General features: G+C 68.7%; 29 protein-coding genes. 15 read left to right on the top strand and 14 right to left on the bottom strand.

Annotation, left to right across the window (positions count from 1 at the left end; all coding sequences use genetic code 11):
• Positions 1-4: 4 nt before the first annotated feature.
• The gene (locus tag ACFWMR_RS21035; RefSeq protein WP_378379563.1) at positions 5-607 is read left to right on the top strand and encodes a TetR/AcrR family transcriptional regulator; all 603 of its coding nucleotides are present in this window, start codon (positions 5-7) and stop codon (positions 605-607) included.
• Between the two features lie 4 nt (positions 608-611).
• Positions 612-1,790: an acetyl-CoA C-acetyltransferase gene (locus ACFWMR_RS21030; RefSeq protein WP_378379597.1), complete on the top strand. Its 1,179-nt coding sequence runs from the start codon at positions 612-614 to the stop codon at positions 1,788-1,790.
• On the opposite strand, the gene ACFWMR_RS21025 is transcribed toward ACFWMR_RS21030, so the two are convergent.
• Positions 1,774-2,919 (bottom strand): MFS transporter, encoded by a 1,146-nt coding sequence (locus tag ACFWMR_RS21025; RefSeq protein ID WP_378379562.1) that lies wholly within the window; start codon positions 2,917-2,919, stop codon positions 1,774-1,776. The genes ACFWMR_RS21030 and ACFWMR_RS21025 overlap by 17 nt on opposite strands.
• A 68-nt stretch (positions 2,920-2,987) precedes the next feature.
• Here ACFWMR_RS21025 and ACFWMR_RS21020 point away from each other — a divergent pair, with 68 nt between their 5' ends.
• Positions 2,988-3,440, top strand: a complete 453-nt coding sequence (locus tag ACFWMR_RS21020) for a winged helix-turn-helix transcriptional regulator (RefSeq protein WP_093932651.1) — start codon at positions 2,988-2,990, stop codon at positions 3,438-3,440.
• A gap of 629 nt (positions 3,441-4,069) precedes the next feature.
• Here ACFWMR_RS21020 and ACFWMR_RS21015 read toward each other — a convergent pair.
• From ACFWMR_RS21015 to ACFWMR_RS20995, 5 genes are read right to left on the bottom strand one after another with little or no spacing between them, the layout of a single operon-like run.
• Positions 4,070-5,413, bottom strand: a complete 1,344-nt coding sequence (locus tag ACFWMR_RS21015) for an NAD(P)/FAD-dependent oxidoreductase (protein ID WP_378379561.1) — start codon at positions 5,411-5,413, stop codon at positions 4,070-4,072.
• Positions 5,406-5,642 (bottom strand): ferredoxin, encoded by a 237-nt coding sequence (locus ACFWMR_RS21010; protein WP_005164337.1) that lies wholly within the window; start codon positions 5,640-5,642, stop codon positions 5,406-5,408. Before ACFWMR_RS21010 ends, ACFWMR_RS21015 begins: the two co-directional genes overlap by 8 nt.
• A gap of 32 nt (positions 5,643-5,674) precedes the next feature.
• Entirely contained in the window at positions 5,675-6,280 is a 606-nt protein-coding gene (locus ACFWMR_RS21005) for a ferric reductase-like transmembrane domain-containing protein (protein WP_378276890.1), read from the bottom strand.
• On the bottom strand, positions 6,273-7,001 hold the full coding sequence (locus ACFWMR_RS21000) for a DUF4142 domain-containing protein (RefSeq protein WP_378379560.1): 729 nt from the start codon (positions 6,999-7,001) through the stop codon (positions 6,273-6,275). The genes ACFWMR_RS21005 and ACFWMR_RS21000 overlap by 8 nt, the downstream gene beginning before the upstream one ends.
• A gap of 22 nt (positions 7,002-7,023) precedes the next feature.
• Positions 7,024-7,584, bottom strand: a complete 561-nt coding sequence (locus tag ACFWMR_RS20995) for a hypothetical protein (RefSeq protein ID WP_378379559.1) — start codon at positions 7,582-7,584, stop codon at positions 7,024-7,026.
• 236 nt (positions 7,585-7,820) lie between these two features.
• Here ACFWMR_RS20995 and ACFWMR_RS20990 point away from each other — a divergent pair, with 236 nt between their 5' ends.
• From ACFWMR_RS20990 to ACFWMR_RS20975, 4 genes are all read left to right on the top strand, one after another.
• Positions 7,821-8,372 carry a sigma-70 family RNA polymerase sigma factor gene (locus ACFWMR_RS20990; RefSeq protein ID WP_039919256.1) on the top strand — a complete coding sequence of 184 codons (552 nt, stop codon included), beginning with the start codon at positions 7,821-7,823 and terminating at the stop codon, positions 8,370-8,372.
• Positions 8,369-9,121, top strand: coding sequence for an anti-sigma factor family protein (locus ACFWMR_RS20985; protein WP_093932646.1), 753 nt, complete (start codon positions 8,369-8,371; stop codon positions 9,119-9,121). The genes ACFWMR_RS20990 and ACFWMR_RS20985 overlap by 4 nt, the downstream gene beginning before the upstream one ends.
• Before the next feature lie 113 nt (positions 9,122-9,234).
• Positions 9,235-10,248 carry a DUF1996 domain-containing protein gene (locus ACFWMR_RS20980; protein WP_378379558.1) on the top strand — a complete coding sequence of 338 codons (1,014 nt, stop codon included), beginning with the start codon at positions 9,235-9,237 and terminating at the stop codon, positions 10,246-10,248.
• 252 nt (positions 10,249-10,500) lie between these two features.
• Positions 10,501-11,058 (top strand): sugar O-acetyltransferase, encoded by a 558-nt coding sequence (locus tag ACFWMR_RS20975; protein WP_378379557.1) that lies wholly within the window; start codon positions 10,501-10,503, stop codon positions 11,056-11,058.
• Between the two features lie 253 nt (positions 11,059-11,311).
• Here ACFWMR_RS20975 and ACFWMR_RS20970 read toward each other — a convergent pair whose 3' ends face one another.
• The gene (locus ACFWMR_RS20970) at positions 11,312-11,779 is read right to left on the bottom strand and encodes an Lrp/AsnC family transcriptional regulator (RefSeq protein ID WP_378379556.1); all 468 of its coding nucleotides are present in this window, start codon (positions 11,777-11,779) and stop codon (positions 11,312-11,314) included.
• 103 nt (positions 11,780-11,882) lie between these two features.
• Here ACFWMR_RS20970 and ACFWMR_RS20965 point away from each other — a divergent pair, with 103 nt between their 5' ends.
• Positions 11,883-12,359: a DUF2000 domain-containing protein gene (locus ACFWMR_RS20965; protein ID WP_378379555.1), complete on the top strand. Its 477-nt coding sequence runs from the start codon at positions 11,883-11,885 to the stop codon at positions 12,357-12,359.
• Positions 12,360-12,362: 3 nt separating this feature from the next.
• On the opposite strand, the gene ACFWMR_RS20960 is transcribed toward ACFWMR_RS20965, so the two are convergent.
• From ACFWMR_RS20960 to ACFWMR_RS20940, 5 genes are read right to left on the bottom strand one after another with little or no spacing between them, the layout of a single operon-like run.
• A complete protein-coding gene (locus ACFWMR_RS20960; protein ID WP_378379554.1) occupies positions 12,363-13,154 on the bottom strand; it encodes an alpha/beta fold hydrolase in 792 nt (263 codons plus the stop codon).
• Between the two features lie 31 nt (positions 13,155-13,185).
• Positions 13,186-14,232, bottom strand: coding sequence for an NAD(P)H-dependent flavin oxidoreductase (locus ACFWMR_RS20955; RefSeq protein WP_378379553.1), 1,047 nt, complete (start codon positions 14,230-14,232; stop codon positions 13,186-13,188).
• Positions 14,229-14,954, bottom strand: a complete 726-nt coding sequence (locus ACFWMR_RS20950; protein WP_378379552.1) for a CoA-transferase subunit beta — start codon at positions 14,952-14,954, stop codon at positions 14,229-14,231. Before ACFWMR_RS20950 ends, ACFWMR_RS20955 begins: the two co-directional genes overlap by 4 nt.
• Positions 14,951-15,811, bottom strand: coding sequence for a CoA transferase subunit A (locus ACFWMR_RS20945; protein ID WP_093932638.1), 861 nt, complete (start codon positions 15,809-15,811; stop codon positions 14,951-14,953). Before ACFWMR_RS20945 ends, ACFWMR_RS20950 begins: the two co-directional genes overlap by 4 nt.
• Positions 15,811-16,560: an enoyl-CoA hydratase family protein gene (locus ACFWMR_RS20940; protein WP_378379551.1), complete on the bottom strand. Its 750-nt coding sequence runs from the start codon at positions 16,558-16,560 to the stop codon at positions 15,811-15,813. Before ACFWMR_RS20940 ends, ACFWMR_RS20945 begins: the two co-directional genes overlap by 1 nt.
• 92 nt (positions 16,561-16,652) lie before the next feature.
• On the opposite strand from ACFWMR_RS20940, the gene ACFWMR_RS20935 reads away from it, so the two are divergent.
• Together ACFWMR_RS20935 and ACFWMR_RS20930 are read left to right on the top strand one after the other, a co-directional pair.
• A complete protein-coding gene (locus ACFWMR_RS20935) occupies positions 16,653-17,450 on the top strand; it encodes an SDR family oxidoreductase (RefSeq protein ID WP_378379550.1) in 798 nt (265 codons plus the stop codon).
• Entirely contained in the window at positions 17,447-18,352 is a 906-nt protein-coding gene (locus ACFWMR_RS20930; protein WP_378379549.1) for an SDR family oxidoreductase, read from the top strand. Before ACFWMR_RS20935 ends, ACFWMR_RS20930 begins: the two co-directional genes overlap by 4 nt.
• A gap of 92 nt (positions 18,353-18,444) precedes the next feature.
• Here the strand turns inward: ACFWMR_RS20930 and ACFWMR_RS20925 are convergent, their stop codons facing one another.
• A complete protein-coding gene (locus ACFWMR_RS20925) occupies positions 18,445-19,317 on the bottom strand; it encodes a GNAT family N-acetyltransferase (RefSeq protein WP_378379596.1) in 873 nt (290 codons plus the stop codon).
• A gap of 66 nt (positions 19,318-19,383) precedes the next feature.
• On the opposite strand from ACFWMR_RS20925, the gene ACFWMR_RS20920 reads away from it, so the two are divergent.
• Complete coding sequence (locus ACFWMR_RS20920) at positions 19,384-20,229, top strand: SCO6745 family protein (RefSeq protein WP_378379548.1); 846 nt, start codon at positions 19,384-19,386, stop codon at positions 20,227-20,229.
• Between the two features lie 40 nt (positions 20,230-20,269).
• Positions 20,270-20,761 (top strand): pyridoxamine 5'-phosphate oxidase family protein, encoded by a 492-nt coding sequence (locus ACFWMR_RS20915; protein WP_093932698.1) that lies wholly within the window; start codon positions 20,270-20,272, stop codon positions 20,759-20,761.
• Positions 20,762-21,029: 268 nt separating this feature from the next.
• Here ACFWMR_RS20915 and ACFWMR_RS20910 read toward each other — a convergent pair whose 3' ends face one another.
• Complete coding sequence (locus tag ACFWMR_RS20910) at positions 21,030-22,193, bottom strand: steroid 3-ketoacyl-CoA thiolase (protein ID WP_378379547.1); 1,164 nt, start codon at positions 22,191-22,193, stop codon at positions 21,030-21,032.
• A 243-nt stretch (positions 22,194-22,436) separates the two neighbouring features.
• Here ACFWMR_RS20910 and ACFWMR_RS20905 point away from each other — a divergent pair, with 243 nt between their 5' ends.
• The 3 genes from ACFWMR_RS20905 to ACFWMR_RS20895 are packed head-to-tail and all read left to right on the top strand — an operon-like array spanning position 22,437 to position 25,559.
• Positions 22,437-23,663, top strand: a complete 1,227-nt coding sequence (locus ACFWMR_RS20905; protein WP_093932632.1) for a cytochrome P450 — start codon at positions 22,437-22,439, stop codon at positions 23,661-23,663.
• Positions 23,664-23,699: 36 nt separating this feature from the next.
• Entirely contained in the window at positions 23,700-24,488 is a 789-nt protein-coding gene (locus ACFWMR_RS20900) for a transglutaminase-like domain-containing protein (protein ID WP_378279631.1), read from the top strand.
• 48 nt (positions 24,489-24,536) lie between these two features.
• Positions 24,537-25,559, top strand: coding sequence for a YhjD/YihY/BrkB family envelope integrity protein (locus tag ACFWMR_RS20895; protein WP_378279633.1), 1,023 nt, complete (start codon positions 24,537-24,539; stop codon positions 25,557-25,559).
• Positions 25,560-25,665 lie beyond the last annotated feature (106 nt).

Genomic DNA, 25,665 nt, shown 5'->3' with positions numbered 1-25,665 from the left:
TCCGATGAAAGCCAGTCCAGGGTCCCGCCGCGCCGAACTGCTCGCCCTCGCGGCGAAATTGTTCGCCGAGCGCGGCTATGTCTCCACCACCGTGCGGGACATCGCGGACGCGGCGGGAATCCTGTCGGGCAGCCTCTACCACCATTTCGACTCGAAGGAGTCGATGGCCGACGAGATCCTCACCGGGTTCCTCGACGAACTCTTCGGCGCGTACGCCGAGATCGTCGCGGAAGGCCGAGGACCGCGGGAAACGCTCGAAGCCGTCGTCGTGGCGTCGTTCGAATCCATTCACCGGCGGCCCGCCGAGGTCGCGATCTACCAGTCCGAAGCGAAACACCTGATGCAGTTGCCGCGCTTCGACTACCTCAACGACCGCAACACCGAATTCCGCAAACTGTGGAACGCGATCCTCACCGACGGCATCGCGGCCGGCGCGTTCCGCGAGGACCTCGACGTCGAACTCACCTACCGGTTCATCCGCGACACCGTCTGGGTGGCGGTGCGCTGGTACAACCCCGACGGATCGCTGAGCGCGGACGACGTCGCGCAGCAGTACCTCGGGATCCTGCTGGACGGCATCGCGACCAAAAGGAGGCGGCGTGGCTGAATCGATGAGCCCTCGGAGGGAAAACGTACCTCGGGCTGAAGCTTACGTACTGGACGCGGTCCGGACGCCGGTCGGCAAACGCGGGGGAGCGCTCAGCGGCGTCCACTCCGCCGATCTGGGCGCCCACGTCATCCAGGCCGTCGTCGAACGATCGGGCGTCGAGGCCGACCTGGTCGACGACGTCATCCTCGGCTGCTGCGACACGCTGGGGCCGCAGTCGGGGAACATCGCGAGGACGGCGTGGCTCGCGGCGGGATTCGGGCACCACGTGCCGGGCGTGACGATCGACCGGCAGTGCGGTTCGAGCCAGCAGGCCGTGCACTTCGCCGCGCAGGCGGTGCTGTCCGGGACGATGGACCTCGTCCTCGCCGGCGGCGTGCAGAACATGAGCGCGATCCCGATCAGCGCGGCGATGCTCGCCGGACGAGAGTACGGCTTCGAAGACCCGTTCTCCGGCTCGAAGGGCTGGCAGGAGCGGTACGGCAGCGTCGAGGTCTCGCAGTTCCGCAGTGCCGACATGATCGCCGAGCACTGGGACCTGACCCGTGAGGCGATGGAGGAGTTCGCCTTCCGCAGTCACCAGCGCGCGATCGCGGCGATCGACGAAGGCCGGTTCGCCGCCGAGATCACGCCGTTCGCCGGAGCGGGCCTGGACGAGGGGCCCAGGCGCGACACCACTTTGGAACGGATGGCCGGGCTGAAGCCGCTGAGCGATGGTTCGCGGATCACCGCGGCCGTGGCCAGCCAGATCTCGGACGGCGCCAGCGCGACACTCATCGCGTCGGAGAAGTTCGTCGAGGAACACGGCCTCACCCCGCGCGCCAGGATCCACCACCTTTCGGTGCGGGCGGCGGATCCCGTGTGGATGCTGACCGGGCCGATCCCGGCGACCGCGCACGCGCTGCGCAAGACCGGCTTGAGCATCGAGGACATCGACCTGTTCGAGGTCAACGAGGCGTTCGCGAGCGTCGTCCTGGCGTGGATCGAGGAGACGGGCGCCGATCCGGACCGCGTCAACGTCAACGGCGGCGGGATCGCGCTCGGCCATCCCATCGGGGCGACCGGGACGAAACTGTTCGCGACCCTGCTGCACGAACTCGAACGCCGCGGCGGACGCTACGGGCTGCAGACCATGTGCGAAGGCGGCGGGACGGCGAACGTCACGATCATCGAGCGCCTTTGACACTCCACACGGCAAGGGCCGACGCGCTGAAGGCCGCGCCGAGCAGGCAGACTCCGGTCCAGCCCGCGACCGCGTGGACGGCTGTCGAGCCGATGGCTCCCATGCCGCTGCCGACCGAGTAGAAGATCATGTACCCGCCGATCAGCCTGCTGCCGGCGTCCGGGCGGAGCGGGTAGATCAGCGTTTGGCTCGTGACGTGTACGGCCTGGACAGCCAGGTCGAGCAGGATGGCGCCCACAGCCAGCGCCCACAGTGACGAACGCGTGAAACCCAGTGGCACCCAGGAAACCAGGAGCAGGCCGAGCGCGAGCCCGGTAGTCCACCGTGCCCGGCCGCGGTCCGCGAGCCGTCCGGCGGGCGCCGCCGCCAGTGCCCCCGCGGCCCCGGCCAGCCCGAACGCGCCGATGGCGGTGTGCGAAAGGCCGTCTTCGCTGAGCGGCAGGGCGACGGAACTCCAGAGGGTGCCGAACGCGGCGAAGATCAGCAGCGCTAGCGTTCCGCGCGTCCGGAAGACCGGTTCCTCGGCGAAGAGGGACAGGGTGGAACGCAGCAGCCGCCGGTAGGTCATGCCGTTGCCGGCCGGGGACGAAGCGGGCAGCACTCGGTACAGCACGATCGCGATCAGCACCGTCACGACAGCGGACACGACGTACACCGCGCGCCAGCCGGCTAAGTCGGCCAGCGTCCCGGAAACCGTGCGCGCGAGCAGGATCCCGAGGACGACACCGGTCGTCACGAGGCCGACCACGCGCCCTCGTCCGGCCGGATCCGCCAGCGAGGCCGCGAACGCGACCAAGAGCTGCGTGACCACCGCGAGCACGCCGATCGACGCCATCCCGGCGAACAGCACCAGGCCGTTCGGGGCGGTCGCGGCCACCAGTTCGGCGACCGCGAGCAGCGTCAGCAACCCGGCGACGAGGCGTCGGCGTTCGAGCAGGTCACCGAGCGGGACCAGCAGGAACAGGCCCAGGCCGTAACCGAGCTGCGTGAGCGTGACGATGCCGCCCACGGTCGACGCGGCGATCCCGAGATCGGCGCCCATGGTGACGAGCAAGGGCTGGGCGAAGTAGATCGTGGCGACGGCCGTCCCGGCGGCCACGGCGAACAGCAGGACGACTCCGAGCCGCACTGACCCTCCAGGTGGTTTCAATTTGCTACCACTCGAACGGTAGGGCAAGCCGGTAGTAAGATGCAACCATGGTGAAGCGGACGACGTTCGACGAAGCCCCGTGCCCGGTGGCGCGCTCGCTCGACACGATCGGCGACTGGTGGTCGCTCCTGATCGTGCGTGACGCCTTCGACGGCGTCCGCCGCTTCGGGGAGTTCCAGCGTGGCCTCGGCGTCGCGAAGAACATCCTGTCCGCCAGGCTGCGGGCGCTCGTCGGGCACGGGGTGCTCGACGTGGTCCCGGCTTCGGACGGGAGCACGTACAGCGAGTACGTCCTCACGGCGAAGGGGCGCGACCTGTTCCCGGTGATCGTCGCGCTGCGGCAGTGGGGCGAAGCGCACTTCTTCGCCGAAGGTGAACCGCGGTCCGAACTGGTGGATCGTGACGGCGGGCTTCCGTTGCGGGCACTGGAGATCCACGCCTCGGACGGGCGTCCGGTCGGTCCGGACGACACGGTGGTGGTGAAGGCGCCGGCCTCGTGAGTGGTGAGTCCGTGAAGGCCTCCTTCACTACCTTCAGGGTAGGGAAGGAGGCCTTCACGGGTAGGCGAACGGCTGTGCCGGGCGGGTGCCTTGCCAGCTGGCCACCACCTCGGCGGGCGGTGCCGCGAAAGCCACTTTCGCAACGTTGAAGGTTGCGAAAGTGGCTTTCGCAACGCGTTCCGACGTGGGCATCTCGACGCGAAGGGAGCCTCCGCGCGTGCGATGCGGTCAGAGTCCACCCCGCACTCGCGTGCTCAAAGACGGAACTCGCGTGATCAGAGCCGTGACTCGCGTGTTTGGAGGCGGAACTCGCGTGATCAGACGCCGCACACGCGAGTTCCGCCTCCAATCACGCGAGTTCCGGCCTCGATCACGTGAGTCACGTCTTTGCGCACGTGAGTCACTAGGTCATAGATCGGGGCCCTCCCAGGTGAGTCAAGCCTGGAAGGGCCCCGACCGGATGCGGGGAGGCTGGAAGGACGGTTTCCGACGGAGCCCGAATCTCCGTCGGTCCGGGATCCTTCCGGCGTCCCCAGGGGGTGGCGGTGGGTGCGGAGGCCCAGCTGCCCACCGCCACCTGAGGGGACCGCGGCCGCCGCGCGCGGCCCCGGTCCGGTCGCGAACCCGGGTCACCCGGCGGGAACGCGAGCCCAGGGCATCTCCTCCTGCGCGGGTACGGCCGCGGTCGGGGTGTCGGACAGGAAGTCCCGCTCGAAGGGGGCGAGGACGTCCTCCCCGATCGGCGTCGGCTCCCCAAGGCCGGCCGCGAACGAAGGTTCGGCGGGAGCGGGGGCGGGGAACACCGGTTCGGGCACCGGCAGCCGCCGGTCGAGTTCGGCGGTCCAGTGGATCATCGCCTTCGGCCGGTCCCAGCCCGCCGCGCCGATCAGCCTGCCGTCACGGACGAAACCGGTGACCCCGTCGGAAAGTTCGATCGTGTCCTTGCCCAGCGACGGCATCCCGACGGTCTGCAAGCGCGCGTCGTACAAGGACGACCAGGCACGGGGGAGCGGCGTGTACGGCCGCGCGTTGCCCCGGCCCAGCATCAGGCTTTCCGCCGCCACGCGCCCGGATTCGACACCGTTCATCCAGTGCTCGACCCGGCGCGGGGTCTCGTCGATCCGCAGGTTCGGCCATTTCGCGACGTCGCCGGCGACCACGACGTCCTCGGCCCCGGTGGCGAACAGTGTGGCTTCGCACAGGACGCCGTCGTCGATGGTCAGCTCCGAGCCGCGCAGCCAGTCGACGGCGGGCACGCTGCCGATCGAGAGCACCACGCAGCTGGCCACCAGGAACTGGTTGTTGGTCAGGTGCAGCCCGACCGTCTCCTTGGTGCTGATCCAGTTCCGCACCTCGGTGTTCATCGCCAGCTTGGCGCGATGATGCTGGTGTTCCTTCGTGAGCGCCGACGCGATCCGCTCCCCGAAGCGGTGCAAAGGCGCCTTCGCGTGGCCGATGAGGGTGACGTCGCGGCCCATGTGCCGCATCGACGCGGCGAACTCGTTCCCGATCAGGCCGCTGCCGATCACGACGACGGCTTTGTTGCTGTTCCCCAAAGCCCGCCGGACGGCCAGTGAATCCTCCACGGTGCGCAGCACACGGACCCGGGGGTCGTGGCGCGGCGAGCCGGGCAGATGCCGGGGGTAGACCCCGGTCGCGATGATCAAACCGTCGTACCAGAGGGATTCCCCGCCGGGCAGGTGCACGGTGCGTTCCTTGCTGTCGAGCCAGGTCGCGCGGGTGCCGAGCCGCCAGTGGACGTCCAGGTCGAGGTACGGCTCCAGGCTCGCGGCCACCGGCTTCACCCCGCCGGTGACGAGTTCCTTCGACACCATCGGCCGGTGGTACGGCTTCCGCGGCTCGTCGCCGACCAGCACGATCTCGCCGTCGAAACCGAGCTCCCGCAGGCGTTCCGCGGAGCGGAGCCCGGCGACGCCCGCGCCGACGATGACGATCCGGTCTCCGTCACTCATCGTCGTACGCTCCTTCTCCCTTGACTCTGATGGCTTGTTTCGGGCAGAGCCTGGCCGCCGAAATGGCCTGGTCCAAGCCGTCCCGGTCGACCATCCGGCGGATGCGGAGCTTGCCGTCCGGCCCGATCTTGAACGTGGCGGGCGCTTCCATCTCGCAGAAGCCGAAGATCTCGCACCGCTCGTTGTCGACGCTGACACGGGTGCCGCGCCGTACGCTTCCGAAGATCATTTTTCGTTTCTCCCAGTCGTTTCGTGCGGCCGTCAGACCAGTTCCTCGACCAGGCCCAGCCGTTCCAGGTACCGGGTGGGCGTGAACCGCAGCGCGGTCAGCAGCAGCGCGGGGACCAGCAGCGTGATCCCGCCGAACCACAGGAGGCCGAGGTGGCCGTTGGCCATGGCGCCGAAGAACGAGTGCAGCGCCGTGATCGCGACCGCCGGGTAGGCGAGCCGGTGGATCCACAGAAAGCGCCGGTAGGAACTGAACCGGCTGATCCCGCCGGTCAGCGCGATGGCGATCATGACCTCGAGCCCGATGACGCCGAGTTCGTGCCGCGCCAGCGTGCCCGGCAGGAGCGGGATCGAGATCTGCGCCAGGGTGAACCCGTCGGGAAGGAACAGGAAAGACATCGCGTGCACGACACCGAACGACAGCGCCAGGATGCCGAGCACCATATGCGAGTTGCGCAGCGCTTTCCGGCCGGTCAGCGACTTGATCCAGCCGGTCGCGGTGAGCACGCCCCAGCACAGGGTCAAGCACATGAAGCCGTAGGAGATCCGGGCGGAGGTCTGTGCCATGCCCTTGATTCCGGGATCCGTGTCCGTCTTCTGGGTCAGGACTATCACCACCTCGGACCACTGGTCATACATGGATCTCTCCTGAGGCACTGGGAACCGGTTCCGGTTCGGCGGCGGCCGCGCGTTTGCGGGTCCGGGTGTTCTTGGCTCGCAGGGTCCGGACGGCGAGGAACAGTCCGCCGCCGAGCGCGACCGCGAGCAGCAGGCCGAGGGCGAGGTCACCGAAGCCGACGTCCATCGCGGCGTTGGCGTTGTTCGCCTGCGGCACCGGGGCTTCCGGCATCAGCGACTGGTCGACGACGCCGGTGCTCTCCAGCAGGGTCATGTGCCGCAGCACCGCCTGGTTGGCCGTGGTGGCGTAGTCACGCACGACGTCGTTGCGGGTACCGGCCCTGACCTGGGCGATGATGGGGAACAGCACGCCGTGCGCGTACCGGAGCCGGTTGGCGAAGATCCGGTCGAACTCGGTGTCGTCGCGGGCGGCCTTCATCTCGCCGAGCCACGCGGACTGCTGGTCGGACGGTTCGGTCGGCAGGGTGACGCCGAAGCGGTCGGCGATGCCGTGCGTCGCGGTGTCGAGCCTGCCGTGGTCGATCATCAGCGTCCGGCCGACTTCGCGGACCCGCTTGCTCTTCCCGCGTTCCTGCGCCCACATCCCGGCGGGCATTTCCCACAGCCCGGCCAGTTTGACGTTGACGATCAGGTTCCGGTCCGCCGCGGACAGTTGCTGGGCGTGCGCGTCGCCGACGGGGCCGAGCAGGGTCACCACGGCCGCGACCAGCAGGACGAGCATCGGGCGGGAGAATCTGGGGAGGTCAGATGCCGAGGTCATCGGCCTGCCAGGTGTCCGCGGTGAGCAGCACTTTCGTGCCGTCCGGTTTGACCGGGAACCACGCGTCGTCGACTCCCTGCCCGCCGGTGTTGCCGGGCATCGCGTCGTCGGCGTTGCGGTAGAGCGGCCAGCCCGCGAGCGTGACCTGCTCGGTGCCGTCGTCCCTGGTCACGGTGCCGACCAGGGCGCGATCGAGCCCGGTCACCACGAGGTCGCCGCCCGCTTTGGCGGGAATCCAGGTGCGCGAACAGGTTTCGGCGCAGTTCGACTTCGGCGGGTTGACCGTGTCCTTGTCGTAGCGGTAGAGCGTGAAGCCGTTCGTGTCGGTGACGATCGGTCCGAGATCGAACAGGATCGCCGCCGTGACACCGGGGGCCGGTTCGGCCCTGGGGTCGGGCATACCCGGGATCTGCGCCGCGCCGGCGGCGGGGGCCGCGCCCGGAGAGCCGTTCGGTCCCGCGGTACCGGTGGTGCAGGCCGCGGTCAGCGCGATCGCGGACAGGGTCAGGGTCAGAGGTATGACCGAGCGTGACACGGGGTTCACGGAAATCCTCCTGTCGGGGCCAGAGGAGTGTGTGCAGGCAGGTTTAAGTACACTGTGGACAGTCATGATCCACAGTGGATTCGGCGATGCGGGGGACAGCGCCGGGTCGGGGTCTTCGGTAGGGGATACGGTCACGAGTCGGGAACGGTTCAAAAAACTTTCACCGCGTGGAGAAACCGGTACCGAACGGTTTTGGTACTGGACTTATCGCCCCTGATCGCACAAAGATGTGCCGCGTGGGACGCCACTCTCGGATACTGCAGCCAATTGTCGATCATGAACCCGTGTCGAACGGGCATGACGACCTCATCAGGGCGTTGTACCAGGAGTTCGGGTCGAGCCTGATGGCGTTCGTGCTGAAGCTGACCGGTCACGATCGCCAATGGGCCGAGGACGTGGTCCAGGAGACGCTCATCAAGGCGTGGCGCAACGCCGGCAAGCTCGACCGGCAGCCGGAGATGCTGCGCGCCTGGCTGTTCACCGTGGCCAGGCGCATCGTCATCGACGGCTGGCGGAGCCGCAGCGCCCGCCCTCAAGAGGTGGAGGAACTGGAGTCGGATTCGATCGGAGTACCGGACGAATCGGAGAAGACGCTCGCGGCCATGATCGTTTACGAGGCCCTGCGCAATCTTTCCCCGGAACAACGTGAGGCCGTCCAGCAGACCTACCTGCGTGACCGCACCGTGAACGAGGTCGCGGCGACGCTGGGGGTTCCGCCGGGTACGGTGAAATCGCGGATCCACCACGCTGTGCGCGCGCTGCGCAGGGCGCTGCAGGAGCGGGGGTGAGCGAGGTGTCCGGAGCGCCGCACACGGATATCGCCGCCTACGTGCTCGGCGTCCTCGGCGAAGAGGATCACGTCAGGTTCGAGGCGCATCTGCTGGAGTGTCCGGAGTGTCAGGTCGAACTGGTGGAGATGTACCACCTGCCCGACATCCTGGACATGGTCAAGAAGAGCTGGCCGGACCCGCCTGTCAAGGGGCCGGGGCCGCGCGTGCTGCGGATGCTGCTCGCGGACGCCGCCAAGGCGAACCGCCGTCGCCGGATCATCCGGCTCGCGACGGCCGCCGCCGTACTCGTGCTCGTCATCGGCGGACCGCTCGTCGTTCTTTCGCTCACGAACCGTGAACCGGTCATCACGCAGGCCGCGCCCACGGTCGTCACCTCGGTGGTGACGCCGCCGCCGTCGTCGTCCAGGGAGGCGGGCCCGGACGGTGGCGCCGCCCCCTTCGGCTGGTCCGAGGCGGGCAACGCGGTCGCCGCCGAGGTCACGGTCCAGGAGAAGGAGTGGGGCAGCGCCGTCGAGCTCGAACTGCGCGGCCTCACCGGGCCGATGACCTGCCAGCTCTTCGCCTACTCCCGCGGCGGAGAGGCCTACGTCGTCAACAACTGGAGCGTCCCGGCCAAGGGGTACGGGGTTCCCGGTTCCCCGGACCCGCTCGTCATCACCGGTTCGACGGCGTTGCGGAAAGCCGACGTCGAACGTTTCGAGGTGCACAAGCAGGACGGCACCGTGCTGGCCGTCGTGCGCCGGTAACCTTTTTCGATCTTTTTTTGAACCGGTTCCCGGCGGGAACCGTATTCACTGGTAACCGGATCGAAAACCGGCGAATGCGTAACTCATCCGGAAACGAATGAGGTGCAAAATCCATGGCACGAAATCAAGGGCGCCACCGTATCGCCCGCAGGACCAAGATCGCGACCACGTTGCTGGGCCTGTCGATCGCGGTCGGCGGGCTGGTGGTGTCCACCACGACCGGCGACCCCGAACGCGCCTCCGCGGACGAGGCAGACAAGTCGCAGTTCGTGGACATCACCGAGGTGCGGCCGAACGCGGGCAAGCCGCGGCCGGGCCGGAACGCTTCCACGGGCTCGTTCACCGTCGACTGTGGACGGAACGAGAACGGGCATTTCAATCCCGACAACTTCATCGCGCAGCCGGGCATCCGCAACGGCGCGCAGCATCTGCACGACTACGTCGGAAACCTTTCCACGAACGCGGATTCCGACAACGACAGCCTGCTCGGCGCCGGGACCACTTGTGAGAACGGCGACGAATCGACGTACTTCTGGCCGGTGGTCCGGATCGACACCGGGCGGGAGCGGAACGCGGACAACGAGCTCGCCGGCAACGACGGTGAGATCCAGCGCCCCGCGGTCGTCGACATCACCTTCAAGGGCAACGCCCAGGAGAAGGTGCAGGAGATGCCGAAGTTCCTCCGGATCCTTTACGGTGACGCGAAGGTCGCCACGAACGGGCCCGCCAACGCGCGGGAGAGCTGGACCTGCACCGGCTTCGAGAACCGGGTCGTCAAGCAGTACCCGATCTGCCCGGAAGGCAGCGACGTCAAGCGGGTGCACACGTTCCCGAGTTGTCTCGACGGGAACGACATCGACAGCGAAAACCACCGGGACCACATCAAGTACCCCGACGAGAACGGCGAATGCGGGAACGGCCTGACCGCGGTTCCGGAGCTCACCATCTCGCTGACCTACGAGATCCCCCGGCGGATCCAGGTCGATGGACAGTACAAAGTGGACTCTTTCCCCGAAGAGGATCACAACCCCTTCTCCGACCACGACGATTTCGCGAACGTGATGCCGGACAGGATCATGGAACGCCTCGTCGACTGCGTCAACGAAGGTCGCCAGTGCCGCGAATGAGGCGCTGAGCGACCACCCCGGACGTCCTCGGCTCACTCCGACGGCCGAGGCGGTTCAACGCCAACGAGCACCGGCGAACAGGAGGAAGATACTCCGGCCCGGCGGGTCCCCCCTACACCTCACCCACCCGCCGGGCCGGCCCTACTCGAAACGATCGACACAACTGAAGAACACTCCGCCATCGCTTTACCCGCCCTGCCGGCGGCTTCCCGGAGAAGCCCGCCGGCAGGGCACTTTCGGTAGGTTGGCGGCATGGGTGAGCAAAAGGACCGCATGCTGCGCGGCGAGCTGTACCGGGACAACGACCCCGAACTGGTCGCGGACCGCAGGCGCGCGCAGGCGCTTGTGGACCGTTTCAACGGCACGGGCGCCGAGGAGACCGGTGAGCGGGACACGGTTTTGCGCGAGCTGCTGGGAAAACTCGGTGAGGGTTCCTGGATCATGCCGCGGTTCCAGTGCGACTACGGCTATCTGATCGAGATCGGCGCCAACAGTTTCCTCAACTACGACGCGATCCTTCTCGACTGCGCCCCGATCAAGATCGGTTCGGACTGCTCGATCGGACCGCGCTGCCAGCTGCTGACCGCGCTGCATCCCATGGAGGACCACGAACTGCGGCGGGAGCGCTGGGAGTCGGCCGCGCCGATCACGATCGGGGACAACGTCTGGTTCGGTGGCGGTGTCATCGTCTGCGCCGGGGTGACCATCGGGGACAACACGGTGGTGGGTGCGGGCAGCGTCGTCACGCGAGACCTGCCGTCGAAGGTGTTCGCCGCGGGCAACCCGGCCCGCGTCATCCGGGAGCTCTGAGGCTCGGGCGCAAGGGGACCTTTCCCGCTTCTCACGTGGTCACTGTTCCCAATGTCGCATTTGAGACGCTCAGCGTCACCAATGAGGCATTGGGGACACCGACGCCGTGGCTGAAGGGGACCTTCACCGCGTCGCACGCGGTCAAGGGAGCTTTGCTCGCATCGCATGCGGGGAAAGTCCCCTTCAACCTCAGGACCAGGTGCGGCAGCGCGGCGTCAGTGAATCGAGAGACATGGCCTGGTCCCGTGCCCGCTCACTGGTCCACCGGCGTGATCCTGGTACGCCTGCTGTGCTCGAACACCATGGAGGTGCGCACGTCCGCCACCTCCGGGCGCTCGGTCAGTTTGTCGATCACGAAGGCGTAGAGGCTGTCGTTGTCCGGGACCGCGACATGCAGGATGAAGTCCTCGGTCCCGGTGGTCACGTAGAGCCCGACGAGGTCGGGCAGCGCGTTGACCCAGTTCCGGAAGCCTTCGATGTTCCGTCGCGAGGGCGGCCGCACCCGCACCGCGATGAGCGCCTGCACCCCGCGGCCGATCGACGGCAGATCGACGTCCAGCAGCGCGCCCCGGATCACGCCGCGTTCCCGCAGACCACGGGTGCGGTCCAGCGCGGTGGTCGGCGAAACCCCCACCGCGGCGGCCACCTCGCGGTTGGTCTTCCGTGCGTCCGACTGCAATTGCGCCAGGATCGCCTTATCAAGTTCGTCCAGCCGCGCCATCTCGGACCTTCCACCGTATTAAGTACGAACACGGTGGACTGTACTCGTATGTCCTCTTAGCTTGGCCTTGTTCATCCGTTGATGTGAGCAGGAGTCCAGCTGAATGTCCGAGTACGGTACGGCCATCGGGTTCGCCCCCGACGAGATCGACTTCACCGCGTCCACCCGAGCCGCCAGGCTGAAATGGGTCATCGTGGTCAACAGCGAGCTGCCGCCCGGTCGCGCGGTCAACGCGGCGGTCTGCACCGCCGTCGCCACGACGAAGGCCGTGACAGGTCTCTTGGGTGACGAAGCGGTCGACGTCGACGGCGAGCACTACACGGGCTTGCCGTGGGTCGGTTGCTCGATCCTGACGGCCGACGCCGAGAAGCTGCGGGCCGTCCGCGCGAAGGCCGCGGCCTCGCCGGGCTGTCACGTCGCCGACATGCCCGGGGTCGCCCAGCAGATCCGCGTCTACACCGATTTCCTCGCGACGATGAAAGAGATCCCGACCGAGGAGATGGAGTTCTGCGCGGTCGGCATCGTCGGACCCCGCAACCGGATCGACAAGCTGGTCGGGAAGCTGCCCCTGATGGCGTGAGGCTCAGCCGTCGAGCAGGTCCCGCAGCGCTTCGGTGAACTGGGCGGGGTTCCGCTGCGGCGCGAGATGCGCCCCGGGCACCTCCGTGAACGGCAAGCCCAGTTCCAGCGCGAGGATCTTCGCGGGCTGGTAGTGGTAGTGACCCCGGCTGCCGACACCCGCGACGGGGAAGATCTCGGTCCTGGCCCTCCGCAGCGCCCGCAGGTCGGGAAGGTAGTCGAGGATCTCGGCCAGCTCGCGGGCGAACAGCCGTTTCCAGTCGTCCTCGTTCGGCAGCCGGATCGCGCGCAGTTCGGGCAGCGCGGCACCGGCGATACCGTCGGTGAACCGTTTGAACGCCCCCATCAGATCGCCCGCCTGCGCGAGCCGTACCTGCGCGTTGGCCTCGTCGAGCCAGCCGAGCGCGTCCGGGAGCAGCTGGACGGCGGGCGGTTCGTGCGCGACCAGGACGCTCGCCGCGTCCGGGTAGCGGGCGACGAGGTCGAGGCCGATGAGGGCGCCCGCGCTGGTCCCGAACACGCTCGCGGGCCCGCCGCCGACGTGCTGGAGGACGGCGTGGGCGTCGTCGGCCTGCTTCGGCACGCTGACCGGCCCGGTGCTGGTGTCGGTACTGCGGAAGTGGCCGCGCCGGTCGTAGGTGACGACGGTGTGGTCGTCGGCGAGCAGCTTCGTCATCGCCCGGAAGGTGTCCGCCGAGCCCAGCCCACCGGCGATCAGGAGCAGAAGCGGCCCTTCGCCGGTACTGCGGACGTACAGCTCACCGTCCTCGACCGGACAACGACTCTCCGAGATCATGGCCGAAGTCAAGCACAGCGCGCTCGGTCCTTCACTCGGAGGCCAGCCGCCGAAGGGCGTCGGTGGCGTCGGCCACGATCGTCTCGATCAGCTCGCCGACCGCGGGCAGGTCGTCCAGCAGGCCGACGACCTGCCCGGACGCCAGCACCCCGGCGGTCCGATCGCCCTCGACCAGACCGGCGCGCAGCAACATCGGCGTGTTGGCGGCCATCAGCACCTGTGACCACGTCCGGTCGCCGCCCCGTTTCATCCGCAGGCCCTCGGTGGCCAGCGAGCGCCACGACAGCCCGCTCAGCTTCCGGAACTTCGCGGCGTTGCGGACCGACCTGGCGAGCCCGCTCACCGGACCGGCGGATTCGAGCGCGTCGACCAGTTCCGTGCGCAGGACGCGATGCGGCATCCCGTCCACCTTGCGGGTGACGACGGTGCCGTTGAGGTCGTGGGCGAGGTACGCCCGCTTGATCTCGTCGGGGACGGTGCTTTCCTTCGTCAGGAGGAACCGGGTGCCCATGGCGACCCCCGCCGCGCCGTAGGCCAGCGCGGCGGCCAGCCCCCGGCCGTCGAAGAAGCCGCCGGCCGCGACCACCGGGATGTCGACGGCGTCCAGCACCGACGGCAGCAGCAGTGTCGTCGCGACCCCGCCGGTGTGCCCGCCGCCCTCGCCACCCTGCACGATGACGGCGTCGGCGCCCCAGCCCGCGACCTTTTCCGCGTGCCTGGCCGCGCCGACCGAGGGGACGACGAGGACGCCGTGATCCTTCAGCCGCGCGATCATGTCCTTCTTCGGCGCGAGCGCGAAGGAAGCGACCTTGACTTCCTCGGTGATGAGCAGTTCGACCCGGCGCCCGGCGTCTTCGGCGTCCGCGCGGAGATTCACCCCGAAGGGCCGCGACGTGCGGCTCTTGACCTCCTTGATCGCCGCCGCCAGTTCGTCGTAGGTCATCGTCGCGGAGGCGAGGATGCCGAGGCCGCCCGCTTCCGCCGTCGCGGACACCAGCCGCGGCCCGGCGACCCAGCCCATGCCGGTCTGCACGACCGGGTGCCGGATGCCCGCCAGTTCGGTCAGTGCGGTCTTCACGACGGGACTTCCTTGTCCCGCGACGACTTCGGGTCGAGGCTGGTCCGGATCAAAAGCAGTTCGGCCTCGGTCGGCAGGCGGGTTTCCGTGACGTCGTCGGTGATCAGCGGGAACGACGTCGCCTCGACGACCTCGTCCACGGAAACCCCCGGATGCACGGAAAGCAGCCTCGGCGCGTGGTCTTCCCCGCCGAAGTCCAGGACGCCGAGGTTGGTGACGACGCGGTGGACGTCGTGATGCCGCAGGCCGGCCTCGCGCGCCCTGGCGTAGCCGACGCCGGACACGATGTCGACCCGATCGACGAAGACCCGCTTGCTGTGCCGGGGGACCCAGTAGCTCGTGCGATGGTTGGCGGTGTTGCCCGGCCCGCCGCGCACGCCGAGAAGTTGTTTCTTGGGCTGGGAATGCTCGCCGATCGCCGAGATGTTCTGGTTGCCCTCGCCGTCGATCTGGTTCGCGCCCATCACCACGTGACGTTTTCCGCGCGGCACCACGGTGTCGAGGACCTTGCGGAACGGTTGCCAGCCTTCGACGACGGCGTCGGGCGTCATCAGGTACGCCTCGCCGTCGGACAGCAGGATGTCCGGTTCGAACGTCAGCCTGGCGAGCCTGGCGCCCAGCGACGGGACGAAACCCATGGGGCTCACCACGATCTCGCCGTCACCGCGGAACAACTCGGCGCAGGCGACGACCGCCACTTCGGCACGACTGATGTCACTCACGCGGACTCCCCGAACTCGGCGACGGCCTTCTGGTACTGCGCTTCGTCCCCGGACAGGAACCTGTCGACGAAGTCCGGCCACGCGTCGAGATCCTTGGCGGCCTGGGCGTAATGACGCTGGAAACGTTCGTCGCGTCCGTAGTCCGGGACGGCGGTGGTGAAATGCGCGCCGTTCGGCGTTTCGGCGACCCCGGTGACGAGCATGCGGCTCAGCAGCAGGCTCTGCACCGGCCCCGCTTCGGCGAGTTCCGCGGTCTCCACGATCTTTTCCGTTGACACGTAACACTTGTCGGCGGCGAGCGCGAACAGTTCGTCGAAGTAGGGATCCGGGCCGAGGTACTGCGCGTTGCCGCGGGCGTCGGCGCGGTTGAGATGGACGAAGGCCGCGTCGAGTTCGAGCGCGGGCACCGCCAGCAGTTCCTCGGCGTCGTCGTAGGGCGACCGGACGACGCGCAGCGACGGGTTCAGGTCCATGACCCCCGAGCCGAGGCCCGCGCGCGTCGGCAGGAACGGAAGTCGTTGCGCGGCGGCGGAAAGGCCGGTCCCGAAGACACCTTCGTCGTACTCGGTGACGGTGATCGCGCCGGATTCCCGCACCCGGGAGAACCACGGGTCGTAGGGGATCGTGTCGAGGGTGACGAAGCCGAAGACGAGGTGCTTGATCTTGCCCGCCGACGCCAGCAGTCCGACGTCCGGACCGCCGTAGGAGACCACGGTGAGATCCTTGACCGGCGAACGCAGGATCGCGCGCACCAGCGCCATGGGCTTGCGCCGGGAACCCCAGCCGCCGATCCCGATCGTCATGCCGTCCTCGAGTTCGGCGACGATCTCGTCCGGCGTCATCCGCTTGTCGGCCATCACTTCCCCTTACCGTCCAAGAACTCCTGGCGCGCACCGTCGGAGACGCCCGCCAGGTTGAGTTCGAAGGTGAATCCCTGCTCGAACCGGTAACTGCGGTGGACAGGCTGGACGTCGATGCCGTTGATGGCCTGTTTCGCGGCGCGGATCACGCGGGTGTCCTTCGCCGCGATCTGCCGCGCCACGCCGAGCGCGGTCTCGTCGAGCTCGTCGGGCGAGACCACAGCGTAGACCGAACCGTGGTGGTGCAGCTGGGCCGCGGTGATCGTCGAAGCCGTGTAGTACAGCGCCCGCATCAGGTGCTGGGGGACCAGCCGCGCGAGATGGGTCGCCGCGCCCAGCGCCCCGCGATCGACCTCGGGGAGCCCGAAGGTCGCGTCCTCGCTGGCGATCACGATGTCCGCGTTGCCGACCAGGCCGACGCCACCGCCGAGGCAGAAGCCCCGCACCGCGGCGATCACCGGGACCGCGCAGTCGTACACGGCGGAGAACGCCGCCGCGCAGCCCTCGTTCGCGCCGATCAGCGCGCCGTATCCCGGATCGCGCTGGATCTCCTTGATGTCGACCCCGGCGTTGAACCCGCGGCCCTCCGCGCGCAGCACCACGACATGCGTCGCGGGATCCCGCCCGGCGTCGGTGAGGGCGGAAGCGAGGGCGAACCAGCCTTTCACGCTCAGCGCGTTCACCGGGGGCGCGTCGACCGTGACCACGGCGATGCCGGGCTCCGGTGAGTGGGTGGAAACGGTCATCTTGCACCCTTCTCGGCTACCAAACCTAGCACTTGCTTGGTACGTTAGCAGGACGTCCGGCCCGGGTACAGCGACCGTGAAGGAGGACCGGCATGACACTCGAACTCCGGCTCGACGGTGCCGTGGTGCTGGTGACCGGCGGGGTACGCGGCGTCGGCGCCGGTGTCACCAGGACTTTTCTGCGGGCCGGCGCCGAGGTCGTCACCTGCGCCCGCACCGAACCGGAGCGGCCGGTGTGCGCCGGAGACAGGGCGTCGACCTTCATCTCCTGCGACGTCCGCGACCCGAAAGAGGTCGACGCGCTCATCGAGGAGGTCGTCCGGCGGCACGGCAGGCTCGACGTCGTGGTCAACAACGCGGGTGGCGCGCCGTACGCGAAGGCGTCGGACGCGTCACCGCGGTTCCACGAGAAGATCGTCGCGCTGAATCTGCTGGCGCCACTGACCGTCGCCCGCGCGGCGAACGCGCTCATGCAACGCCAGGACGGTGGCGGCGTCATCGTGAACATCAGCAGTGTCAGCGCGACGAGACCGTCGCCGGGGACGGCGTCCTACGGCGCGGCGAAAGCGGGCCTGGACAACCTGACCGCGACGCTCGCCGTCGAGTGGGCGCCGAAGGTGCGGGTCAACGCGCTCGACGTCGGCATGGTGCGGACGGAACACTCGCATCTGCATTACGGAGACGAGGCGGGGATCGCGGCCGTGGGCGCGACAGTCCCGTTAGGACGGTTGGCCGAGCCGGACGAGATCGGTTCCTGTGCGGTGTTCCTGGCGTCTCCGCTGGCCTCCTATGTCAGCGGGGCCTGCCTGACCGTGCACGGCGGGGGAGAGCTGCCCGCTTTCCTCGCCGCTTCCAATTCCGTGGCAACAGAACGAAAGGAGCCGGTGTGAGCGGGATCGCCGACGGCCGGATCGTGGTGGTGACCGGGGCCGGTCGAGGCATCGGACGGGCGCACGCGCTGGCGTTCGCCGCCGAGGGCGCGCGGGTGGTGGTGAACGACCTCGGCGCCGGGATCGACGGTAGCGGCGGGTCGGCGGGGCCGGCGCAGGACGTCGTCGACGAGATCGAGGCGCTCGGCGGCAAGGCGGTGGCGAACACCGACGACATCGCGTCCTGGGACGGCGCCGCGGCGCTGGTGCGGACAGCCGTCGAAACCTTCGGCGGGCTGGACGTCCTGGTCAACAACGCCGGGTTCCTGCGCGACCGGATGCTGGTCAACCTCGGCGAGGACGAATGGGACGCTGTCATCCGCGTCCACCTCAAAGGCCATTTCGCGCCGACGCGGCACGCCGCCGAGTACTGGCGAGCCGAGGCGAAGGCGGGCCGGACGCGGACAGCGCGGGTGATCAACACCAGCTCCGGGGCGGGGCTGCTCGGCAGCGTCGGGCAGGGGAACTACTCGGCCGCGAAGTCCGGGATCCTCGGGCTCACGCTGGTCGCCGCGACCGAATTCGCGCGCTACGGCGTCACGGTGAACGCGATCGCTCCGGCCGCCCGCACCCGGATGACCGAAGAGGCGTTCGCCGACGACATGGCCGCGCCGGAGGCCGGTTTCGACGCCATGGCACCGGAAAACGTGTCGCCGCTGGTGGTGTGGCTCGGCAGCGAGGAGTCGTCCGGGGTGACCGGGCGGGTGTTCGAGGTCGACGGCGGACGCGTGTCGATCGCGCAGGGCTGGCGGCATGGCGCGGTGCGGGACAAGGGATCGCGGTGGTCGCCCGCCGAGCTCGGGCCGGTGGTGAGCGAGTTGCTCGCGGAGGCTCCGGTGCCCGAAAGTGTTTACGGCGCTTAGGGACCGGGGCTGAAGGACGCTTTCCCCACATGCCATGCGGGTAAAGCGCCCTTCACCGCGTGGGATGCGGGGAAAGTCCCCTTCAGTCGCGCCTAGGCGTCCCGCGCCAGGTCCCGTGTCTCAGGCCACGGCTGGAACCCACCCGACTTGTAGGTCGTCACGGCGGCGACGTTGGAACTGGGCGTGTTCACGACCGCGCTCGACGAGCCGAGCTCCCGGAGCGCGGCCGCCGCGGCGACGGTGATCGCCCGGCCGTAGCCGTGACCGCGCTGGTCCCGGTGCACGCCCATCGGTTCGAGCAACCCTGGCTTGCCGGGACCGGCCGACCATACGGCCACCGCCGCGACGGCGGCCCCTCGGTCGTCATAGCCGAGCAGGCACCGGGCATCGGCGAACGCCGGCCCGGCCGCCATCGTCCGCCACTTCTCGGCGGTGAACGTCGAGCCGTTGAACGCCGTCCCGATGACTTCGGCCCACGCGGCCGCCAGGTCTGCTCCGACCGTCTCGATCCGCAGGTCCGGCGCCTTCACCGGCTCGGTGAGGTCGAGGCTCAGCGGCGTCCACGGCTCTTCGTCGTCGACGTGCCAGCCGTGTCCGGGCAGCACTTCCTGAAGCAGCGCGTCCGGCGGAGCCTCGACGAAGACGTTCCCCTCGGGCAGGACACCGCGCTCCGGGGAGGCCACGTCTTCGGCCACTCGCCGAGCCAGTTCCTCGTCGCGGCGGACGTCCGGCGCGGTCGTGAACCGCAGGAGGTCGGCTCCGTCCAGGAACCCGACGGCGAGGATCCGGCCGTCCCGGCGCCAGATCCGGACCGCCGCGGCCGTCTCCTCCGGTCCCTTGCGCCAGAACCAGCCGAGGTCACCGGGATGCAGTTGCCAGGCCACCCCATCGGACTGCCACTCCCGTAGCTCGGCCACGGCCTCTTCAAGGCCGTCGATGCCCGGCTTCTCCACAGTGATCGCCATGCCCGTGATCACACACCACCCGGCGACGAGCCGCATCCGGTTTTCGGCGGGGGCCAAGATGGGGAGGTGAAGTCACTTCAGCGCCGTCTATGGGAAGCGGTCGAGCCGCTGCACGCCGTCGTCTACTTCGCGCCGGAAACGGCGGCCGCGGCCAAGGCGGTGGGCCTGCCGAGCTGGTGGATGGGCTACTTCGCCGGCCGGGTCGCGCCGCTCGGGCCGCTGCCGGAACCACCCGCGACCGCGATGCTCTTCGGGTTCGCCCCGCGCATGGTGGCGCGATCCCTGCCCGACGCGTGGCAGTACGCCGAGCCCGCCGTCGTGCTCCAGACCCGGATGGACGCCGTCGAGGTCGCCCTGAAGCGGCTCCTGCCCGCCGGCGCGCCTTTCGAAGAACTCGCCGAGCTGCTCGAACTGGCTGTCACAGGCTGCGACTACGCGGCCAGGCCACTCGCCGCCGCCTGGTCCTCGGTCGCCCGGCCCGCGACACCGATCGGGAGGATCTGGCTCGCGGCGACGGTGCTGCGCGAACATCGCGGGGACGGTCACGTGCTTTCCGCCGTCGCCGCCGGGCTGCGCGGGCTCGACACCACGTTGACCCACATCGGCAGCGGGGCGGTGACGCGCGAGGTTCTCCAGAGCAACCGCGGCTGGTCCGACGAGGATTGGGACGAGAGCGTCGCGCGGCTGGCCGGACGGGGCATCCTTGACGGCGACCTGAAGCTCACCGAGCCAGGAATCGTTCTGCGCCAACGGATCGAGGACGACACCGACCGCCTCGCCACCGGTCCTCTCGACGCGCTGGGGGAGGACGGCGCCGCGGAGGTGGTGCGGATCGCCGTCCCGTTGAGCCGCCGGATCTTCGACGCCGGGGCGATCCCGCTGCCGAATCCGATGGGGGCACCGCGACCCTGAGCTCTCGAAACTGTCGGACCCCGGTGGGATGCTTTTCCGCATGGCGACGTGGCAGCAGTTCAGTGAAGAGGCACCCGCGCTGGCGGAGAAGATCAAGGAGCGGTTCACCGCGGCGAAGTCGCACGTGCTGGCGACGGTCCGGCGGGACGGTTCGCCCCGGGTCAGTGGCAGTGAGGTCGATTTCCGCGAACAGGACCTGCTGATCGGTTCGATGATCAACGCGATGAAGGCGAAGGACCTGCGACGTGACGGCAGGTTCGCGATCCACGCCGCCTCGGCGATCGACGAGGGCGGCGCGGACGCGAAAGTGTCGGGAAACGCCGTCGAGATCACCGATCCGGCGGAGGTCGCCCGCCTTCAGGGTGACGACGGAGAGGCCCACGTGTTCCGCCTCGACCTCACCGAGGTCGTGCTGACCTGGGTCGAGGGCAACACCATCTATTTCGACTTCTGGAAGGAGGGCCAGGGGAGCAAACGGCTCGCGAGGCCGGACAACGGTCCGGTGGTCGAGGTCGCCTTGGGTCAGGCCTGAGCGGTGAGGTGGTTCCCTTGAGGGCCAAGTCAAACGTGTCCTGGCGGGCGGCGAGTCCGTGAAGGCATCCTTCGCGTCAAGCCCTGCCGGGTTCTGGCGCCTCCGGCCGCGCTTCGGGATGTCTCAAAGGGAGCCTTCGAGACACGACCCCCAAGTCCACCTGATCCCAGGGTGCGCCCAATGTGGCATGGGGGACACTCGACGTCCCCAATGCCACATTGGGCGCACACCTCGACGGCACGACACGTTCGCCTTGCCGTACCTCTTGCTAGATCCGTTCGATGATCGTGCCGGTGGACAGCGCGCCGCCGGCGCACATCGTCACCAGCGCGGTGCTCGCGTCACGGCGCTCCAGTTCGTGCAACGCCGTGGTCAGCAGGCGGGCGCCGGTGCTGCCGACGGGATGCCCGAGGGCGATCGCGCCACCGTTCACGTTGACCTTGTCCTCGTCGGGCCGGTGCACCCGTTGCCACGAAAGCACAACTGAAGCGAAGGCCTCGTTGACTTCGAAGAGGTCGAGGTCGCCGATGGTCATCCCGGCCTTGGCCAGGACGCGTTCGGTCGCCTGCACGGGGCCGTCGAGGTGGTAGTACGGCTCCGCGCCGACCAACGCCTGCGAGACGATCCGCGCCCGGGGCTTCAGGCCCAGTGCCTTGGCCCGGTCCGAGTCCATCAGGAGGAGCGCGGCGGCGCCGTCGGAGATCTGCGAAGACGTGCCGGCCGTGTGCACGCCGCCTTCGAGGACGGGCTTGAGCTTGGCGAGCCCCTCGACGGTCGTCTCACGCAGGCCCTGGTCGCGGGTCACGAGCCGCGTCTCGCCGGTCGGGGTGCCGTCCTCGCCGAGTACGGGGGCCTTCACCGCGACGACCTCGCGGTCGAAGTGCCCGGCCGCCCACGCGGCGGCGGCCTTGGCCTGCGACGCCGTCCCGAACCGGTCGACGTCGGGGCGGGTGATCAAGCGGCGTTCCGCGATCCGCTCGGCCGCGCCGTACTGGTTCGGCATGTCGATCGACCACGACCCGGGCCGCGGCGTGCCGATGCCTTCGCCTCGGTTCGCGCCCAGCGGTACCCGGCTCATCGCCTCGACACCGCAGGAGATCCCCGCGTCGATCGCCCCGGCCGCGATGAGACCGGCGATCAAGTGGGTCGCCTGCTGCGCGGAGCCGCATTGGGCGTCGATGGTCGTCGCGCCCGTGGTCTCGGGGAGCCCGGCGTGCAGCCACGCCGTCCGCGTGACGTTGCCCGCCTGCTCACCGGCCTGGGTCACGGCACCGCCGATGGCCTGTTCGACCAGCTCGGGAGCGAGTCCCGCGCGTTCGAGCAAGGCGCGCTGCGCCGCGCCGAGGATCTCGGCGGCGTGCAGACCCGCCAAGTGGCCCCCGCGCTTGCCGACAGGGGTGCGGACCGCCTCGACGATCACCGGACTACCCACGTTCGCCTCCTGGGAAACACTGTTCACTACCGAGAAAAGTAGAACACGTTCTTGATTTGAGCAAGCCACCCCAGGGTTGGCCTGTTTTTGATCACTGGTCGCGGTTTCCGCTTCTCGCTGGGATTCCTTGATCGAGCCCGGTTGAGTTAACGGGTTTCACTAAAACTCTTCACGTGACGGACGCCATATGCTTCAATCGGGTCTAGAACGTGTTTCATTGGCGAACCGCGTAGGAGGTAGCCCGTGGCCGCTCCCCTGATCCCCGCCGGTTTCGATTTCACCGATCCGGATCTGTACGCCACCAGACTGCCTCTGGCGGAGTTCGCGGAACTCCGTCGCACGGCACCGGTCTGGTGGAACCCCCAGCCGCACAACACCGCGGGCTTCCGCGATGACGGCTACTGGGTGGTCAGCCGGCTCGAAGACGTCAAGGCGGTGTCGAGGGACAGCGAGCTGTTCTCCTCCCGGGAGAAGACCGCGATCATCCGCTTCGACGAGCACATGACCGACGACAGCCTCGAAGCCAACCGGCTGGTCCTGCTCAACATGGACGCCCCGCAGCACACGAAACTGCGGCGGATCGTGTCGAAGGGCTTCACGCCGAGGTCGATCGCGAAGCTCGAGGACACCCTGCGCGACCGCGCGGAGCGGATCGTCAGCGAGGCCAAGAAGAAGGGCTCCGGTGACTTCGTCGTCGACGTCGCGTGCGAACTTCCCTTGCAGGCCATCGCCGAACTGATCGGCATCCCGCAGGAAGACCGGTTGAAGATCTTCGACTGGTCCAACCAGATGGTGTCCTACGACGACCCCGAGTACGAGGTCGAACCGCTCGCCGCGTCGGCGGAGATCGTCGGCTATGCCTGGAACATGGCCGAAGAGCGGCGAAAGTGCCCGATGGACGACATCGTCACGAAGCTGGTGCAGGCCGACGTCGACGGCGAATCGCTGGCGTCCGACGAGTTCGGGTTCTTCGTCATCCTGCTCGCCGTCGCGGGCAACGAGACGACGCGCAACGCGATCACCCACGGCATGAAGGCCTTCCTGGACCACCCCGATCAGTGGGAGCTGTACAAGAAGGAACGGCCGAAGACCGCGCCGGACGAGATCGTCCGCTGGGCCACCCCGGTGGTCGCCTTCCAGCGCACCGCGACCAGGGACACCGAACTCGGCGGGCAGCGCATCCGCAAGGGCGACCGGGTCGGGATGTTCTACAGCTCGGCGAACTTCGACCCGGATCACTTCGACCAGCCGGAGAAGTTCGACATCCTCCGCGAGGACAACCCGCACGTCGGCTTCGGTGGCACGGGATCGCACTACTGCATCGGCGCGAACCTCGCACGGCTGGAGATCGACCTGATCTTCAACGCCATCGCCGACGTCATGCCGAACATCTCCGAGGTCTCCCAGCCGGACCGCCTCCGGTCGAGCTGGCTCAACGGGATCAAGCACTACCAGGTCCGTTACGCCTGATCGGCCCGGAGCGGCGCGGTGGGGCACCATGGGGCCATGGGTCCCCACGTACAGGTCGATGTCGAAATGTCCTTCCGGGTCACGAAACCCGGCCCCGCCGCGTTCGTGGTCGCGTTCGCCGGCGGGGCCGACCAGGAGGAGTTCGCCTATCCCGCGCCGCCACGCCAAGTGGCGTTCGAACACGGGACCCGCGCCCAGGTGCTGGATCTCCCGGAGGGCGAGCACGTCGTGCGGTACCGGGCCGGACGCGCGCTCGGTCAGGCCGACGCCGAGCGCGCCGGCCTGGAGGACGTGATCCGCTACACCAGGCCCAGCCGGTACTGCCCTTCGGACCGGATGGGCGGGCTGGCGCTGTCCCGCTTCGGCGACCTGCCCGACGCGCGCACCCAGGTCGAGGCGATCGTCCGGCACGTGGGCGAGCACCTGTCCTATGTGGTCGGTTCCGGTTCCCCGACCGACGACGCCGTGGACACCTACCTCGCCGGGGAAGGGGTATGCCGCGACTACGCGCACGTGTGCATCTCGCTGTGTCGCGTGCTCGACATCCCCGCCAGGTTCGCCGCGGTCTACGCGCCCGGACTGTCCCCAATGGACTTCCACGCCGTGTTCGAGGCCGCGATCGACGGCCGCTGGTACGTGTTCGACGCCACCGGTCTCGCACCGAGGCAGAGCCTGAGCCGGATCGCGACCGGGCGGGACGCCGCCGACACCGCGTTCCTCTCCACCCTCGGCTGTGAACTGGACTTTCTCGGCAACACCGTGCTGGCGACCGCGGGCCCGTCGCTGCCGGAGGACGACGGCTCGGAGCTGATCGCGCTCGCCTGATCGCGTGTTGCCCACGAGCCGTGACCTGCCTGAGGTAGACATTGGCGTGTGAGGGAGAAGCGAACACCGACGAAATGGCAGCGGCTGCGTGCCCGCTACCGCTGGCTGGACCATGTGGCGCGGGCGGTGAACCGCTACATCGAGTACGGCGGGTACCACTACGTCGCGTCGATCACCTACTTCAGCCTGTTCTCGCTGGTGCCCATCCTCATGGTCGCGGTGTCGGTGGCCGGCTTCGTGCTGGCGAGCCAGCCGCAGCTGATCGAGTCGATGCTGAACGCGATCACCGGCACGCTGCCCGGCGGGCTCGGCGACAAGGCGGGGGAGCTGCTCACCGGTTTCGTGGAACAGCGCACCAGCGTCGGGCTCATCGGTCTGATCATCGGGTTGTACTCCGGCTGGAACTGGATGAACTCGCTGCGGGACGCGCTCACCGCGCTGTGGGGCCAGAACCGGTCGGATCTGCCGTTGCTGCGCACGATCGCCGCGGACCTGCTCGCGCTGCTCGGTCTCGCGTCCGCGCTGCTGCTCTCCTTCGCCATCACCATCTCCGGGTCCGCGCTCGGCCGGTACCTGCTGGGGCTGGCGGGTGTCGACGACACCGCGTGGGGGCACAACGTGCTGTCGGCGATCTCGATTCCGCTGGCCCTGCTGGCCAACTGGCTCGTGTTCCTCTGGGTGCTCACCCGGCTGCCGCGGAAACCCGTCGGGGTCCGCAGCGCGATGCGCGGCGCTGTCGCGCTCGCCGTGGGTTTCGAACTGCTGAAGCAGGCCGGTGGGATCTACCTGCGCTTGATCGGGAACTCGCCGACCGGGGTCGCGTTCGGCTCCATCATCGGTCTGATCTTCTTCATCTCGCTGGTGGCGAGGATGCTGGTGTTCGTCACGGCCTGGACGGCGACCGCGCGCGACGCCCCGCCGGACCCGGTCAAGCCGCCGCCTCCCGTGGTGGTCCGGCCGGTGGTGGAGCACCCCGACCGGCACGGCCTCAAGCCGGCGCTGGTCGGTGCGGTGACCGGGGTGGTCGCGACCTTGGCCGCGCAACGCCTCCGGCCGCGCCGCCGAAGCTAGCCTCACCTCTCGCGTGTGTCATGAGGGGTGGGGCGGGCAACGAGTATATAGTCTGGGGGCCCCCCAAGTCCTAGGAGGAAGAAAAAAAAAAGAGAGCCCCCGAACA

Source organism: Amycolatopsis thailandensis (assembly GCF_042723255.1).
In the GTDB taxonomy this organism is placed as follows: domain Bacteria; phylum Actinomycetota; class Actinomycetes; order Mycobacteriales; family Pseudonocardiaceae; genus Amycolatopsis; species Amycolatopsis thailandensis.
This window is presented reverse-complemented; position numbering and strand designations above follow the sequence as displayed.

What these genes read in the sequence shown, in the direction of transcription:
- ACFWMR_RS21035 (WP_378379563.1), top strand. Translation starts at nt 5, where the DNA reads ATGAAAGCCAGTCCAGGGTCCCGCCGCGCCGAACTGCTCGCCCTCGCG.
- ACFWMR_RS21030 (WP_378379597.1), top strand. Translation starts at nt 612, where the DNA reads ATGAGCCCTCGGAGGGAAAACGTACCTCGGGCTGAAGCTTACGTACTG.
- ACFWMR_RS21020 (WP_093932651.1), top strand. Translation starts at nt 2,988, where the DNA reads ATGGTGAAGCGGACGACGTTCGACGAAGCCCCGTGCCCGGTGGCGCGC.
- ACFWMR_RS21015 (WP_378379561.1), bottom strand. Translation starts at nt 5,413, where the DNA reads ATGAGTGACGGAGACCGGATCGTCATCGTCGGCGCGGGCGTCGCCGGG.
- ACFWMR_RS21010 (WP_005164337.1), bottom strand. Translation starts at nt 5,642, where the DNA reads ATGATCTTCGGAAGCGTACGGCGCGGCACCCGTGTCAGCGTCGACAAC.
- ACFWMR_RS21005 (WP_378276890.1), bottom strand. Translation starts at nt 6,280, where the DNA reads ATGTATGACCAGTGGTCCGAGGTGGTGATAGTCCTGACCCAGAAGACG.
- ACFWMR_RS21000 (WP_378379560.1), bottom strand. Translation starts at nt 7,001, where the DNA reads ATGCTCGTCCTGCTGGTCGCGGCCGTGGTGACCCTGCTCGGCCCCGTC.
- ACFWMR_RS20980 (WP_378379558.1), top strand. Translation starts at nt 9,235, where the DNA reads ATGGCACGAAATCAAGGGCGCCACCGTATCGCCCGCAGGACCAAGATC.
- ACFWMR_RS20975 (WP_378379557.1), top strand. Translation starts at nt 10,501, where the DNA reads ATGGGTGAGCAAAAGGACCGCATGCTGCGCGGCGAGCTGTACCGGGAC.
- ACFWMR_RS20970 (WP_378379556.1), bottom strand. Translation starts at nt 11,779, where the DNA reads ATGGCGCGGCTGGACGAACTTGATAAGGCGATCCTGGCGCAATTGCAG.
- ACFWMR_RS20965 (WP_378379555.1), top strand. Translation starts at nt 11,883, where the DNA reads ATGTCCGAGTACGGTACGGCCATCGGGTTCGCCCCCGACGAGATCGAC.
- ACFWMR_RS20960 (WP_378379554.1), bottom strand. Translation starts at nt 13,154, where the DNA reads ATGATCTCGGAGAGTCGTTGTCCGGTCGAGGACGGTGAGCTGTACGTC.
- ACFWMR_RS20945 (WP_093932638.1), bottom strand. Translation starts at nt 15,811, where the DNA reads ATGGCCGACAAGCGGATGACGCCGGACGAGATCGTCGCCGAACTCGAG.
- ACFWMR_RS20940 (WP_378379551.1), bottom strand. Translation starts at nt 16,560, where the DNA reads ATGACCGTTTCCACCCACTCACCGGAGCCCGGCATCGCCGTGGTCACG.
- ACFWMR_RS20935 (WP_378379550.1), top strand. Translation starts at nt 16,653, where the DNA reads ATGACACTCGAACTCCGGCTCGACGGTGCCGTGGTGCTGGTGACCGGC.
- ACFWMR_RS20925 (WP_378379596.1), bottom strand. Translation starts at nt 19,317, where the DNA reads ATGGCGATCACTGTGGAGAAGCCGGGCATCGACGGCCTTGAAGAGGCC.
- ACFWMR_RS20915 (WP_093932698.1), top strand. Translation starts at nt 20,270, where the DNA reads ATGGCGACGTGGCAGCAGTTCAGTGAAGAGGCACCCGCGCTGGCGGAG.
- ACFWMR_RS20900 (WP_378279631.1), top strand. Translation starts at nt 23,700, where the DNA reads ATGGGTCCCCACGTACAGGTCGATGTCGAAATGTCCTTCCGGGTCACG.